The following is a 13,781-nucleotide window of genomic DNA, read 5'->3' as shown; positions in this document are numbered from 1 at the left end:
GTTCCTTTTAGTGATTGTCCCGCGGCAGGAATTGCCGCGCGATGTCCCTGAATTTGTCGGCGCCCTTCAGCGTCATGCCGCGATCCAGACGATCGACCTTCTCGCGGAAGATCTCCTGCCAGGGTGACTGGTCGGGTGGGACCGAGTAGCCACCTGCGGCTTCCAGTTCGCGGGCACGTTCATGCAGCTCCTCCAGCGGAACAAGCATATCCGCCGTCCCTTTGCCCAGATCGATGCGCAACCGGTCGCCGTTTCGCACCAGCGCCAGCCCGCCGCCTTCGGCCGCCTCGGGCGAGGCGTTCAGGATCGACGGGCTTCCGGAAGTGCCGGACTGGCGCCCATCACCGATGCAGGGCAGCGCTTCGATCCCCTGTTTCAACAGGTATGAGGGCGGCCGCATGTTCACTACCTCGGCCGCGCCCGGGTAACCTTTGGGCCCTGCGCCGCGCATGATCAGGATACAGTCTGCGTCGATGTTTTCTGCCGGATCATCGATGCGGTGATGAAAGTCTTCAGGCCCGTCAAACACGACCGCTCGGCCCTCGAATGCATTGGGGTCATCCGGGTTCGACAGGTAGGCATCGCGGAAAGCGGACGAGATCACCGATGTCTTCATGATCGCGCTTTCGAACAGGTTGCCCGAAAGATTGATGAACCCGGCCTGATGCTTGACCGGATTCCTAACCGGCTTGATCACGTCGTCGTTCAGCGACCGGCGTGTCCCGCAGTTCTCGCCCATCGACTGGCCGTTGACCGTCAGTGCATCGGGGTTGGGCAGCAATCCGGCATCAATCAACTCACCGACCACGGCAGGGACACCGCCGGCGCGCTGGTAGTCCTCTCCTAGGTATTTCCCGGCCGGCTGCATGTTGACCAGCAGCGGCACGTCGTGACCCAGGCTTTGCCAGTCATCGTTGTTGAGAGGAACGCCAAGGTGCCGGGCGATCGCGTTCAAATGGATCGGCGCGTTCGTCGATCCACCGATCGCCGAGTTGATGACGATCGCATTTTCGAATGCCGCCCGCGTCATGACATCGCTTGGGCGCAGATCCTCCCACACCATCTCGACGATGCGCTTTCCGGTTTCATAGCTGATCTGCCCGCGCTCCCGGTACGGGGCCGGTATCGCGGCGGCCCCGGGCAGTTGCATTCCCAAGGCTTCGGCCAGCGAATTCATCGTGGTCGCCGTTCCCATCGTGTTGCAATAGCCAACCGAAGGCGCGGAAGCCGCTGCAATCTCCATGAACTCATCAGTGTCGATTTCACCGGCAGCAAGGTCTTCCCGAGCCTTCCAGATCACGGTTCCCGACCCTGCGCGCTCGCCCTTCCACCAGCCGTTCAACATCGGGCCGACGGACAGAGCGATTGCCGGGATATTGACGGTGGCGGCCGCCATCAACAGCGCCGGCGTGGTCTTGTCGCAACCGATGTTCAGCACCACGCCGTCGATCGGGTAACCAAACAAGCTCTCGACCAGCGAAAGATAGGCCAGATTGCGATCCAGCGAGGCAGTCGGCCGCTTACCCGTTTCCTGAATCGGGTGCACCGGAATTTCGATGCACGTGCCACCGGCCGCGATGATCCCGTCACGCACACGTTTGGACAATTCCAGGTGGTGGCGGTTGCACGGGCTGAGATCGCTACCCGTTTGCGCAATGCCGATGATTGGCTTGCCGGACTGAAGCTCGGCGCGCGTCAGGCCGTAGTTGAGATACCGTTCCAGATACAGCGCGGTCATCTCGAGGTTCTCCGAGTTCATGAACCATTTCCGCGACCGCAGATCGTCCTTTGTTATCTTCGTCATTGGCCTGACCACCCCCCATCGATTATGTGTGTATGTCCTGTGGTGAAAGCACTCTCATCGCTTGCCAGGTAGACGACCAGTGCCGCTATTTCTTCCGCCTTGGCGACGCGGCCCATGGGTTGGCGAGCCACGAACTGCGCCATGGCCTCTTCCCTGCTGCCCAGCTCTTGGGCCAAGGCCTCGACCCGATCGCGCCAACTGGGGCTGTCGACCGTTCCGGGGCAAATGCAGTTGCAACGAATGCCCTTTGTGATGAAATCAACAGCAACCGATTTCGTCAGCCCGACGACCGCTGCTTTAGTCACACCATAGACAAAGCGGTTGGGCGCGCCGATGATCGACCCCAGAGCGGAAGACATGTTGATGATCGAGCCGCCGCCCCGTTCGACCATCCCCGGCAGCACAGCCTTCGTTGTGCGCATCATGGACCGCACGTTGAGGTCCATCGCAAAATCCCACTCTTCATCGGTGGCGTCCAGGATGGTCCCGTGATGCACGAAGCCCGCACAGTTGAACAACACGTCCGGATTTGCCCGCTCAACCCCCTGAGCGACGCTGGTGTCATCGGTGACGTTCATCTCGAAAATTTCGATATTTTCGAGATTCTCGGACCGAATCGAAGAAAGGTTTTCGAGGTTGATATCCGTCGCAAACACCTGCGCCCCTTCGCGCGCCATTGCGATTGCGCTGGCACGCCCGATACCCTGTCCGGCGGCCGTCACAAGGACGCGCTTCCCCACAAGTCTTTCTGACATATGTAAAATTTACCTTTCACTACTTGCGACCAAACACAACGACCCCGGGCCCGAGTGCGACCGGGCAGCACCAAAAAATTCTGCGTGGAAACGCAACAGGCTTTGGCGCAGGAACTTGATGCCGTTAGCGTATGACAGAGATTTTGGTTTGGCTATAACCATGCGTGGTGCGGCCCGAAGGAGGATAAGCAAGTATGAGCGAACAGCGCAAAGTGACCCTTTTGGGCACCGGCCTAATGGGGGCGCCGATGGCACGAAACCTGCTTGCGGCAGGCTTTCCCCTGACCGTTTGGAACCGCAGCGCCGAAAAGGCACGACCATTGGCGGACCAAGGTGCCACGGTTGCGGACACCCCGGCCCACGCGGTTGCCCAAGCCGATGTGATCGTGACCATGCTGGCCGACGGATACGCAACCGGCGCGCTGCTGGAAGACCCTTCCTTTTACGACCAGCTGAAACCTGGTGCCGTCTGGATCGACATGTCCAGCGCCAAGCCTGAACATGCCCGCGCGCAGTCGGCCCAACTCGAAACCCTCGGCCTGCGGCATCTGGATGCCCCGGTCTCCGGTGGCACCAAGGGGGCCGAGGCGGGCTCGCTGGCGATCATGGTGGGCGGCGACGAGAAGGTCATGCTGGAGGTACTGCCAATCCTCTCCGCCATGGGGCGGCCTGTGCATGTCGGCCCCAGCGGCGCCGGTCAATTGTGCAAACTGGCCAATCAGACGATCGTTGCCGTCACGATTTCCGCCGTTGCCGAGGCAACCCTGCTGGCCGAACAAGGTGGCGCAGACCCGGCTGCTTTGCGCGCCGCGCTGCGCGGTGGGTTTGCCGACAGCGTGATCCTGCAACAGCACGGAGAACGCATGTCCAACCGGGATTTCGTTCCCGGCGGGCTCTCGAAGTTTCAGCTGAAGGATCTGGACAACACCTTGGATGAGGCACGCGGTCTCGGCCTGGAACTGCCCAATACGCAAGCCGTACGCGACCGGTTCGAATACCTGATAAACGAAATGGATGGGGCCGAGCTGGATCACTCTGCGCTCTACCTCGAGCTCAGAAAACGGAATGGCATGTAGTGACGCATATCCTCATCATCGGCGGCGGTGGAATGCTGGGTCAGAAGCTGGCGCATCACATTTCGGCCGAGCAGACCTTTAGCCCGGACGCCCGTGTATCATTGTTCGACCTTTCATTTCCGGTCGAGGGTGCACCCGGCGAAATTACCGTTGGCGACATCGCGGCCCCGAACTCGGCCAAGCTTCTGGCCGCTCAGCGCCCTGACGTGATCTTTCATCTGGCCGCGATTGTCTCAGGTCAGGCAGAAGCTGACTTTGACCTCGGTTGGGACGTCAACCTGATGACGACCTGGGCGCTGCTGAACGCATTGAGGGACGAGCATAACGCCACCAGCGGCGCCTACCGCCCGCGGCTGGTCTTCGCTTCGTCCATAGCCGTCTTTGGCGCTCCTTTCCCCGAACGGATCGACGATGAATTCCTCTGCGCCCCTCTGACCAGCTACGGGGCGCAGAAGGCTGCGTCCGAGTTGATGATTTCCGACTTCAGTCGAAAAGGATACATCGACGGCATCTCCCTGCGGCTGCCGACGCTGTGCGTGCGGCCCGGCAAGGCAAATGCCGCCGCTTCCTCCTTCTTTTCGGGTATCATTCGAGAGCCCCTGAACGGGCTCGAGGCGGTTCTGCCGGTTGACGACACCGTTCGCCACTGGCACGCCAGCCCTCGGGCAGCGGCACGATTTCTGACCCACGCGGCCGATCTTGATACGAAACTGCTGAACGACCGGCGCGCCCTGAACATGCCAGGCATCAGTTGTACGGTCGCCGAACAGATCGAAGCTTTGCGGACCATCGCCGGTCAAGACGCGGTCAACCTGATCAAGCATGTTCCCGACCCGGACATAGAGCGCATTGTCAAAGGCTGGCCACGCGATTTTCAAACCGACCGCGCGTTTGAGCTGGGCTTCCGCGCAGAGTCGAGCTTTGAAGACATCATCCGCGTTTATCTTGAGGATGACTTCCGCGCTTAGTCGCCCATCGTCTTGCCTGTCAGATGGCGCTTGAGGTGGTCATGAATCTTCTGCTTGGTCTGTTGCTCATCGCCGGACAATGCGGCCTCGAGGATGTCGGCGTGATGCCGGATGTTCTCGGAGATGAACTCGAACCGCCGGTCTGCCACCATCAATTGCTGCCGGAACTGCGCGTAAATTCGGCCGTGCATCTGCTTCAACGTGTCCGACCCACAGGCCGAGATCAGCGTTTGATGGAATTCCTTTTCCGACGCAAACCAGATCTCGATCAGCTCGCTGGGGTCGTCGGTGGCATGAATGCGCTTTTCGATATGGCTCAGCTTGTGATGCGCCGCGGTCAACCTGGCTTCCCAATCCACCCCGCCGTTGCGGATCGACATTGCGGTGCCTTCTCCCTCCAGCAAAACGCGGATGTGGGTCAGCTCGATCAGTTTTTGCGGCGAACGCTTCGGGACGCGAAAGCCCTTCTGCTCCTGAAAGTCCACCAACCCCACAGATGACAAACGAAAAAGAACTTCGCGAACCGTGCTGGCCGAGCACCCATAGTCCTTGCGCAACTCTTCGGCCCGAACCTTGGCACCATGATCGAATCCGTTCGAGATTAGACGCATTTTAAGGTGCTGATAAATATCTACTTCTTCATTCATTCCGGTTTGAACCTTTCAGGTCTGGCCCCTTAGTGTCCTAGTCATATTTTCGACTTATTGCAAGAATCTCGAAATTTTTGGAAATTTCATATTTTTCTTGTTGCAGTCGATTCGACCGCTTAACGTCTAGCAGCGTGTCGACAAGGGAGGCGGCAAGATCTCCTACCCGGCGCACTGCTCAACGTCTGGGAGGACAATATGAAAATAGTCAAGACAGCGGCTGTTGCCGCCGTAGCAACGACGATGGCGGCCGGTTTCGCGGTGGCCGAAACGACCAAACTGAGAATTCAAACCCATTTCTCGCCCGAGACGCTGTCCGGGCAGATGGCGGCAAAATACGTCGAAGACATCCAGGAAATGTCGAACGGCGAGATCGAAGTCGAGATGTTCTACTCGTCCTCGGTGGTCAAATCGGTCGAAACCTTCGATGCCGCGGCAACGGGCATCCTCGACTGCGACATGACCGGCGGCGGCTATCAGACCGGTAAGAACCCGGCCTTCCAGTTCGCGGGCGATCTGCTGGGCGGTTACCAGAACCCCTATCAGCAAATGGCATGGCTGCTGCACGGTGGCGGCAGAGATGCGGTCAATGACCTGTACAACGGCTACGACATGGAATTCATCGGCTGGTGGATCCCAGGACCGGAATCTCTGGCCTCGACCAAGCCGATCGCCAAGGTCGATGACTTCAAAGACTGGAAATTCCGTTCGCCCCCGGGCCTGGCCACCAAGGTCTTTGCCGAACTGGGCGCATCGCCGATCGTTATGGACTTTAACGAAATCTTCACCGCTCTGGAAACCGGCATCATCGACGGCGCGGATGCTGCGAACCTGACCAACAACGTGGGTCTGGGTCTGTACGAAATCGCCGGTCACACGAACTATCCTGGCTTCCACTCGATGCCCGCAGACCACCTGGCCTGCCGCAAGGACGTTTGGGACGCGATGCCTGCACATCACAAAAAGATCATGGAAGTCGCGATGGACAGCCTGGCGCTGCACAATGCGACGATCAACGAAGTGCAGAACGCTCAGACCGCCAAGGACCTGAAGGCCAAAGGCGTTCAGCTGTATGAATGGTCGCCGGAAGATCTGGCCGCCTACCGCGCAGCCGTTCAGGTCGGGTGGACCGAGTTCGCCACGACCCCAGAGGCCAAGGCGCTGTTGGAAAGCCACATCAACTTCCTGCGCGATCTGGGCGCAATGCAATAATCGGGCTTCGGCCACTCAACGACAATCGGAAAGGCCGTGCTGACGGCCTCTCCGAATGTGCCCGGGACCCTGCATTTCATGAAAATCACCAAGATCACCAGCCATGTACTGCAGTACGAGATGCCCGAAGTCCTGGGGTATTCGCAGCAGTATTATGACAAGCGCACAACCCATCTGGTCGAGGTTCAAACCGACGAGGGCGTGACCGGCTGGGGAGAGTGTTTTGGCCCCGGCAACGTAGCAAGAGCCAACAAATCCATCGTTGAACAGGTCATTCAGCCGATGGTTCTGGGGCTGGACCCTTTGGACAAGGACGTGATCTGGCACAAGGTGTACAACCTTCTGCGAGATCATGGGCAAGGCGGAATGCCGATACAGGCGCTGTCCGGCGTGGACATCGCCCTGTGGGACATCGTCGGCAAGGTGGCCGGTTTGCCGCTGCACAAACTCATTGGCGGCGCACATCGGACAAGCGTTCCCTGCTACGGCTACGGAATGATGCTGCGGGATGAGCCGATTGCCGACCTTGCCGCCCGGTTCGAGGACGAAGCCGTAACGATCAAGGACATAGGGTTTGTCGCCACCAAGATGAAAACCGGGTTCGGACCCAAACCGGACGTACAGCTCTGCGAGGCGGTGCGTCGCGGGGTTGGCGAAGACTTCCCCTTCATGGTCGACGCGAATCATGCCTACACGACCTCGGACGCGTTTTATGTGGGCCGTGCCTTGGAAGAGCTTGGCGCCTATTGGTTTGAAGAACCGGTGGCCCCTGAGGATCTTGACGGCTATCGCGAACTGCGCGCGGGGCTGAAGATCAATATCTCCGGCGGCGAGGCTGTCTTCAATCGCTGGGCGTGGCGCGCGCTTCTCGAAAACCGCAGTGTCGATATCGCTCAGCCCGAAGTATGCGCGTTGGGCGGAATCTCGGAGTATCTGCGGGTACTTGCGCTGTGCCACGCGCATTTCACCCCGGTCGTCAATCACGTCTGGGGAAGTGCGGTTGCTGTGGCCACCAACCTGCATCTGCTGGCGTCAATGCCGGCAATGCCGGGCGGGCTGCACCCGTGGGAACCGATGTTGGAATTCGACACCACGGACAACAAATTCCGCGACGATCTGCTGACCGTTCCGCTGGAGATTCAGAAACAAGTCAAGGCCAACAACGGCCGCGTGACGATCCCGACCGGCCCCGGATTGGGCGTCGAGCCGGACCTGGAATTTATCGATCACCACCGGATCGACGGATAAGGACGAGGGCTACGTGATGCAAAAAAACTCAGGCGGAATACTGGAGTGGCTCATCCCGCTCGCCTTCGTCGCAACGGCCAGTTGGCTCGTCTGGCATTTGCCGGCCTTCCTGTTGGACTGGCTGCCGTACACGTCCGAATCTCTGAAAAGCCAGGTAACGGAAATCTATCTGCGCAGCGACGTGACGCCCGAAATGGCCGGGGTTTTCGGCGGATTTGTCGACATTGTCGATATCGGCGCGCTGATACTGCTGCCGATCCTTGCGGTGATCGGAACCAAGACCGTCCAGCCGGCCGCGATGGAATACGAGGGCACGACTGCGATGGACCGCTTCGCCCTGTTCATCGGTCGGGTCACGATGATGATGATCGCCATCATGACGGTGGTGATGCTGTACGAAGTCTTCATGCGCTATATCCTCGAGAAGCCGACTGAGTGGGCCAACGAGATGACCCTGTGGTTCGCCAGCTTCGTGTTCCTGATGTCCGGCTACTATGCCATGCAGCAACGCAGCCATATCCGGATCTTTCTGCTGTATGATGCGGTTCCTCGCTGGTTGCAGCGCGTGTTCGACACGATCTCGACCATCCTGATCGTGATGTTCGCGTTCTTTCTGGTCTACGGCAGCTATCAGCAGGTCTTCGTCAACAAACTCTATAAATGGGAGCTTTACGGCTCGGCCTTCAACCCGCCGATCCCGGCGACGTTGCAACCCATGGTCCTGATCGTGATCACTCTGGTCGCCATGCAGGCCGTTCTGAACCTGATCGCGGATTGGAACAAAGAACCGGAAATCCACACGGATGAACCGGACGAAGACGAAATTGAAATGATCAAACGAGCGGTGGGACAAGACTGATGGATATTGGAACGATCTCACTCATCCTGATGGTCGCCCTGATCGTGCTTCTGGCGATCGGGATGCCCCTGGGTCTGGCCTCGGCCTCGCTTGCGGTTCTGGTTCTTGTTCTGAAGTTCGAGCCGACACTTCTTTTGAACCCGTTTTCATTCGGCGATGGCATTCTGACCGGACGCCCGGGGACTGGGCCACTCTACATTCTGGCGCAGAAGATATATGGGCTCTTAACGGACTACGTGCTCATATCCGTGCCATTGTTCATCTTCATGGCATCGCTGCTGGAGCGGTCCGGGATCGCGCGCGACATGTATTCGTCGCTGAATGTCTGGCTGTCCAGAACGCGCGGCGGCATCGCGATCGTGACCTCGATCATGGCGGTGATCATGGCAGCCATGTCCGGCATCATCGGTGGTGAGGTTGTCTTGCTGGGCCTGATCGCCCTGCCCCAGATGCTGCGCCTCGGCTACGATCAGAATCTCGCGATCGGCGTGATCTGCGCCTCGGGGTCGCTGGGGACCATGATCCCGCCCTCGATCGTTCTGATCATCTATGGGCTGATCACCGAAACCTCGATCAAGTCGCTGTTCACCGCGTCCTTCATCCCGGGTTTCATGCTGGCCTCGATGATCATCCTATACATTATCATCCGCACGCGGCTGAATCCCCACCACGCTCCGCTGCCGGAACCGGACCCGAACGACCCCGAGCCAACCGAAAAGCGCAAACTGTTTGCCGCCTTCATGAGCATCGTCGTCGCCGGATTTTCCACCGTTCTGTTTATCCGCGCCGCGTTTTTCGAGCTTTCCGGCTCGAACGCTGCCAGCCAGGGCGAGCCCGCACGGCTGGGTACCGCTGACTACCTGCCCTGGTTTGCTGGCACCACCATCGTCGCCCTTCTGCTGATCTTCTTTGTCTTTGGGAGACAGCGCGCAAAAATCGGCTGGGAAATGGGCAAAGGCCTCGTCGCGCCGCTGGTCGTCATCGGCGTGGTTCTTGGCTCGATCTATGGCGGGATCACCGGCATCACCGAGGCTGCAGGCATGGGCGCCTTCGCCGTTCTGATCATCGCCATCCTACGCGGCGAAGGATCCTTCGAGCTGGTTTGGGACAGCCTGATGCGGACGCTTAAATCCACAGGCACCATCATCTGGGTCACCATCGGCGCCGCCGCGCTGGCGGGTGCCTACACCATTGCCGGCGGGCCTCAATACGTGGCCGACCTGATCGTCGGGCAGGACCTGCCGACGATGCTGGTCATTCTGGTTATGATGCTGATCCTGCTGTTCATGGGCGCGTTTATGGATTGGGTCGGCATCGTGCTTTTGATCATCCCGGTCTTTCTGCCGATCGTTCTGCGCCTTCCCATCGAGGAAATCGGACTCATCGGCCAATTGCAGCCCAGCCATGTCGCGATCTGGTTTGGCGTCGTGTTCTGTATGAACATGCAGGTCAGCTTCCTGTCGCCCCCGTTCGGCCCGGCGGCGTTCTACCTGAAATCGGTCGCCCCGCCGCATATCAGCCTGACGGATATCTTCCGCGGCTTCCTGCCATTCATCGGGATCCAGCTGCTGGCGCTTTCCGTTCTTCTGATCTGGCCGGGCATCATCGCGCTGTTGTTGTGAGGTTTCACCCATGCTGACACAAGATCAGATTGGCAAGTTCCAGACGGACGGATACCTCGTGGTCGAGGATGTAATTCCCGGTGACGTCCTTGATCGGGTGCAAGCCGAATACTCGGATGTCCTGAACCGGCTCTATGAGGGTTGGTACGAAAAAGGGCTGGTCAAGGACGAACCTTCACGAATGACTTTCTGGGACAAACTGCTGTCCGCCTATCAGGCCGGTTGCGACTATTTCCAGCCGCTGGACATCTCATTGCCCGGCGACCGGATCATGGCTGACACACCGTTCCATATTGGACCCGCAGTGTTCGACTTGCTGACGGCCCAGCCCATGCTTGACATCGTCGAGCAGTTGATCGGGCCAGAGTTGGTCAGCAATCCGATCCAGCACGTTCGGCTGAAGCCCCCCGCCCTCAAGCTGTCCAAGGATGAGGTGCGCGCGCATATCACCGCAACAGACTGGCATCAGGACCGGGCAGTTGCGTTGGAGGATGCGGACCAAACCGACATGGTCACTGTCTGGATTGCCGTCAACGATGCAACGATCGAGAACGGCTGCCTGCAAGTGCTGCCAAAGGCACAGGACCAATCCATCCTGCCGCATTGCGCGCGCACGCAGACAGGCATTGCCGACGGGTTTATTGACGAAGACCGAGCCGTGCCCTTGCCCGTCAAGGCGGGCGGGGTCATCCTGTTTCACCCGCTGACGCCACATGCGTCGCTGGTCAACGAAACGGACCGGTTCCGCTGGTCGTTCGACATCCGCTTCAGTGCGGCAGGCCAACCCACCGGTCGAGACCATTTCCCCAGCTTCATCGCAAGATCCAGATCGCGCCCCGAAACCGAGCTGCGGGATTGGCGTGTCTGCAAATCCAATTGGGAGGCGGCGCGAGCAAAGCTGTCTGGACAGCCGCATATAGATATTCACCGGTGGACATCGGACTCGCCGTTCTGCGCCTAGCTGCAGCCGCCAGGAAAGCTGATTATGACTTTTGTACGTTTAGATCGAACGGATAGCGTGGTGGTTGCAACTCGGCTGCTGGAGGCCGGCAGTGTGGTCGAAGGCGTCACGACCAATGCGCGCATCCCATCGGGCCACAAGGTCGCCACGGCGACCCTTGCACCCGGCGATCCGGTCAGAAAATACGCCCAGATCATTGGTTACGCCACCCAACCGATCCACCCCGGCGATCATCTACACACCCATAATGTCGAGTTCCGAAACACCAGCGTGGACTATGAGTTTGCGACGGATCACAGGCCTATGAGACCCGCCACCTCGGTCGATACGTTCATGGGCTACCATCGGGACAGCGGTCGGGTCGGCACGCGCAATTACATTGCGGTTCTGACCACCGTGAACTGTTCTGCTACCGCGGCCCGCATGATCGCTAACCACTTCACGCCGGACAAGCTTGCCGCGTATCCGAATGTCGACGGCGTGGTGGCCTTTGTCCACGGAACGGGCTGCGGAATGGCAGATTCCGGCGACGGTTTCGAAGCTCTTCAACGGGTCATGTGGGGGTTTGCAAAACATCCCAACCACGCTGCCGTTCTGATGGTCGGTCTGGGCTGCGAAATGAACCAGATCGACTGGCTGCTGGACGCATATGGGTTGAAGCAGAGTCCAACCTTCCAGACGATGAACATCCAAAACGTTGCCGGGTTGCGTCGGACCGTGGAAATGGGCATCAGCAAGATCAACCAGATGCTGCCCATTGCCAATGAGGCAAAGCGCAGAGAAGCCCCGGCGTCTGAACTGATGGTTGCGCTGCAATGTGGTGGATCGGACGCTTGGTCCGGTGTGACGGCGAACCCGGCGCTCGGACATGCCTGCGACCTGTTGGTCGCTCAAGATGGCACGGGTGTCCTCGCGGAGACGCCCGAAATCTACGGAGCCGAACATCTTTTGACCCGCCGCGCCCTTGACCGCGCAACTGGGGAAAAACTGATCGGACTGATCGATTGGTGGCAGGACTACACCGCCCGCAATCACGGTTCGATGGACAACAACCCAAGCCCCGGCAACAAGCAAGGGGGTCTGACGACCATCCTCGAGAAATCGCTGGGGGCTGCGGCGAAGGGCGGAACCACCCCTTTGACCGGTGTATTCAAATACGCCGAACCCATCACCGCCAAAGGCTTCACCTTCATGGACAGCCCCGGATACGACCCGGCCTCGGTGACCGGCCAGATCGCGGCCGGGTGCAACCTTGTGTGTTTTACCACGGGGCGCGGGTCGGCCTTTGGGTCCAAACCGGCACCAACACTGAAAATCGCCACCAATTCCGAATTGGCTGCGCGTATGCCCGAAGACATGGACGTGGACGCGGGCGACATTCTGACCAAAGGCGTCAGCGTCGAAGAAAAAGGACAGGAGATATACCGACGGCTGCTCCAAGTCGCCTCCGGCGCGCGAACCAAGTCCGAGGCGCAGGGCTTGGGTGATTACGAATTCGTTCCCTGGCAAATCGGAGCGGTGATGTGAAACAGATCCTCGTAGCCGGCGGCGGATTGATCGGTATCCGCCACGTCCGCGCCGTCATTGAGCATCCCGGCTGCACGTTGGTCGGGTTGGCCGATCCGGATGGCTCGATCCAGATCGACGCGCCGCGTTTTGCCAGTATGGACGAGGTGCAGGACACAGTGGATGGCGTCATCATCGCGACGCCGACCCGCCTGCATGCCGAACATGGCATTCTGGCCGCGTCCCGTGGTTGGCACATGCTGATCGAAAAGCCGGTTGCCGCGTCGGTCGATGATGCCCTGCGCCTTAAGACGGCCGTTAGCGAGGCCAATGTCCGCAGCCTGGTTGGCCATCATAGGCGGTACCACACAAATTTGCAGCACCTGAAGGAGGTGATCGCGCAAGGTACGATCGGACAAGTCATCAACGTCTCGTTGCTGTGGGCCATGCGTAAACCTGACAGCTATTTTGAACAAAACTGGCGGACTTCCGACGGCAGCCCGGTGATGATCAATCTGGTGCACGACATCGATGTCCTGCGCTTTGTGATCGGAGAAATCTCGGATGTCGTCGCCCTGCCCGGCGCGCCGATCCGCGGATCGGATCGGATCGAAAGCGGCGCTGTCGCGATCGCATTCGAAAACGGCGCGACGGGTACCATCAGCTTTGCCGACACCGCGCCCAGCCCTTGGGGGTTTGAAGCCGGAACCGGAGAAAACCCGAACATCGGCACGACCCATCAGGACATGATGTGGATCACGGGAACCAGGGGCGCCGTCAGTTTTCCATCCATGACCCTGTGGCGCGGACAGGATTGGGGCACTGCGGCGCAAAAAGACCAACTTCCAAGACCGGACCAGAAACGCACACCGCTGGAGGCGCAACTGGATCACTTCCTTGACGTGATCAATGGCGCCCCACCTTTGATCGACGTCGAGGATGCAGCCCGAACGCTCGAAGTCACATCACGCATCGAACAGGAGCTGAAGGCGCGAACGGCCCGAGCGCGGGCGCCGGCCTGACGGAGACGCGGCAGGTCAAAATATCGGACCATTCAAAAGACCAATGACTATTCCCCGGGCAATATGAGCAATCAGACTGCAAATCCGCCCGCGACAGACAC

At 59.4% G+C, this 13,781-nt stretch carries 12 protein-coding genes; 9 read left to right on the top strand and 3 right to left on the bottom strand.

Annotated elements, in window-relative coordinates; genetic code table 11:
- Window positions 1-7: 7 nt before the first annotated feature.
- On the bottom strand, window positions 8-1,804 hold the full coding sequence (locus ACR0NY_RS00530; protein ID WP_170368264.1) for an IlvD/Edd family dehydratase: 1,797 nt from the start codon (window positions 1,802-1,804) through the stop codon (window positions 8-10).
- Window positions 1,801-2,559, bottom strand: a complete 759-nt coding sequence (locus ACR0NY_RS00525) for an SDR family oxidoreductase (RefSeq protein WP_093961720.1) — start codon at window positions 2,557-2,559, stop codon at window positions 1,801-1,803. Before ACR0NY_RS00525 ends, ACR0NY_RS00530 begins: the two co-directional genes overlap by 4 nt.
- A gap of 194 nt (window positions 2,560-2,753) precedes the next feature.
- On the opposite strand from ACR0NY_RS00525, the gene ACR0NY_RS00520 reads away from it, so the two are divergent.
- Window positions 2,754-3,635 carry an NAD(P)-dependent oxidoreductase gene (locus ACR0NY_RS00520; protein ID WP_093961719.1) on the top strand — a complete coding sequence of 294 codons (882 nt, stop codon included), beginning with the start codon at window positions 2,754-2,756 and terminating at the stop codon, window positions 3,633-3,635.
- Entirely contained in the window at window positions 3,635-4,603 is a 969-nt protein-coding gene (gene denD, locus ACR0NY_RS00515) for a D-erythronate dehydrogenase (RefSeq protein WP_170368263.1), read from the top strand. Before ACR0NY_RS00520 ends, denD begins: the two co-directional genes overlap by 1 nt.
- Here denD and ACR0NY_RS00510 read toward each other — a convergent pair.
- Window positions 4,600-5,250, bottom strand: coding sequence for a GntR family transcriptional regulator (locus ACR0NY_RS00510; protein WP_170368262.1), 651 nt, complete (start codon window positions 5,248-5,250; stop codon window positions 4,600-4,602). The genes denD and ACR0NY_RS00510 overlap by 4 nt on opposite strands.
- A 198-nt stretch (window positions 5,251-5,448) precedes the next feature.
- On the opposite strand from ACR0NY_RS00510, the gene ACR0NY_RS00505 reads away from it, so the two are divergent.
- From ACR0NY_RS00505 to ACR0NY_RS00475, 7 genes are all read left to right on the top strand, one after another.
- Window positions 5,449-6,462, top strand: a complete 1,014-nt coding sequence (locus ACR0NY_RS00505) for a TRAP transporter substrate-binding protein (protein WP_093961716.1) — start codon at window positions 5,449-5,451, stop codon at window positions 6,460-6,462.
- A gap of 78 nt (window positions 6,463-6,540) precedes the next feature.
- A complete protein-coding gene (locus ACR0NY_RS00500; RefSeq protein ID WP_170368261.1) occupies window positions 6,541-7,710 on the top strand; it encodes a mandelate racemase/muconate lactonizing enzyme family protein in 1,170 nt (389 codons plus the stop codon).
- Window positions 7,711-7,726: 16 nt separating this feature from the next.
- Window positions 7,727-8,569, top strand: a complete 843-nt coding sequence (locus ACR0NY_RS00495; RefSeq protein WP_254432860.1) for a TRAP transporter small permease subunit — start codon at window positions 7,727-7,729, stop codon at window positions 8,567-8,569.
- Window positions 8,569-10,191, top strand: coding sequence for a TRAP transporter large permease (locus tag ACR0NY_RS00490; RefSeq protein ID WP_170368260.1), 1,623 nt, complete (start codon window positions 8,569-8,571; stop codon window positions 10,189-10,191). The genes ACR0NY_RS00495 and ACR0NY_RS00490 overlap by 1 nt, the downstream gene beginning before the upstream one ends.
- Before the next feature lie 10 nt (window positions 10,192-10,201).
- Window positions 10,202-11,152 carry a phytanoyl-CoA dioxygenase family protein gene (locus tag ACR0NY_RS00485; protein ID WP_170368259.1) on the top strand — a complete coding sequence of 317 codons (951 nt, stop codon included), beginning with the start codon at window positions 10,202-10,204 and terminating at the stop codon, window positions 11,150-11,152.
- A gap of 24 nt (window positions 11,153-11,176) precedes the next feature.
- Window positions 11,177-12,679: a UxaA family hydrolase gene (locus tag ACR0NY_RS00480; protein WP_170368258.1), complete on the top strand. Its 1,503-nt coding sequence runs from the start codon at window positions 11,177-11,179 to the stop codon at window positions 12,677-12,679.
- Complete coding sequence (locus ACR0NY_RS00475) at window positions 12,676-13,680, top strand: Gfo/Idh/MocA family protein (protein WP_170368257.1); 1,005 nt, start codon at window positions 12,676-12,678, stop codon at window positions 13,678-13,680. Before ACR0NY_RS00480 ends, ACR0NY_RS00475 begins: the two co-directional genes overlap by 4 nt.
- The last annotated feature ends 101 nt before the right edge of the window (window positions 13,681-13,781 follow it).

Source organism: Ruegeria sp. BJ5, from assembly GCF_056537865.1.
Note: the sequence above shows the minus strand (reverse complement) of the source record. Positions and strands in the feature narration are given on the sequence as shown.

Bases quoted from the DNA above. Each gene is read 5' to 3' on its own strand.
- ACR0NY_RS00520 (WP_093961719.1), top strand. From the start codon at position 2,754: ATGAGCGAACAGCGCAAAGTGACCCTTTTGGGCACCGGCCTAATGGGG.
- ACR0NY_RS00505 (WP_093961716.1), top strand. From the start codon at position 5,449: ATGAAAATAGTCAAGACAGCGGCTGTTGCCGCCGTAGCAACGACGATG.
- ACR0NY_RS00510 (WP_170368262.1), bottom strand. From the start codon at position 5,250: ATGAATGAAGAAGTAGATATTTATCAGCACCTTAAAATGCGTCTAATC.
- ACR0NY_RS00495 (WP_254432860.1), top strand. From the start codon at position 7,727: ATGCAAAAAAACTCAGGCGGAATACTGGAGTGGCTCATCCCGCTCGCC.
- ACR0NY_RS00525 (WP_093961720.1), bottom strand. From the start codon at position 2,559: ATGTCAGAAAGACTTGTGGGGAAGCGCGTCCTTGTGACGGCCGCCGGA.
- ACR0NY_RS00485 (WP_170368259.1), top strand. From the start codon at position 10,202: ATGCTGACACAAGATCAGATTGGCAAGTTCCAGACGGACGGATACCTC.
- ACR0NY_RS00500 (WP_170368261.1), top strand. From the start codon at position 6,541: ATGAAAATCACCAAGATCACCAGCCATGTACTGCAGTACGAGATGCCC.
- ACR0NY_RS00490 (WP_170368260.1), top strand. From the start codon at position 8,569: ATGGATATTGGAACGATCTCACTCATCCTGATGGTCGCCCTGATCGTG.
- ACR0NY_RS00530 (WP_170368264.1), bottom strand. From the start codon at position 1,804: ATGACGAAGATAACAAAGGACGATCTGCGGTCGCGGAAATGGTTCATG.
- ACR0NY_RS00480 (WP_170368258.1), top strand. From the start codon at position 11,177: ATGACTTTTGTACGTTTAGATCGAACGGATAGCGTGGTGGTTGCAACT.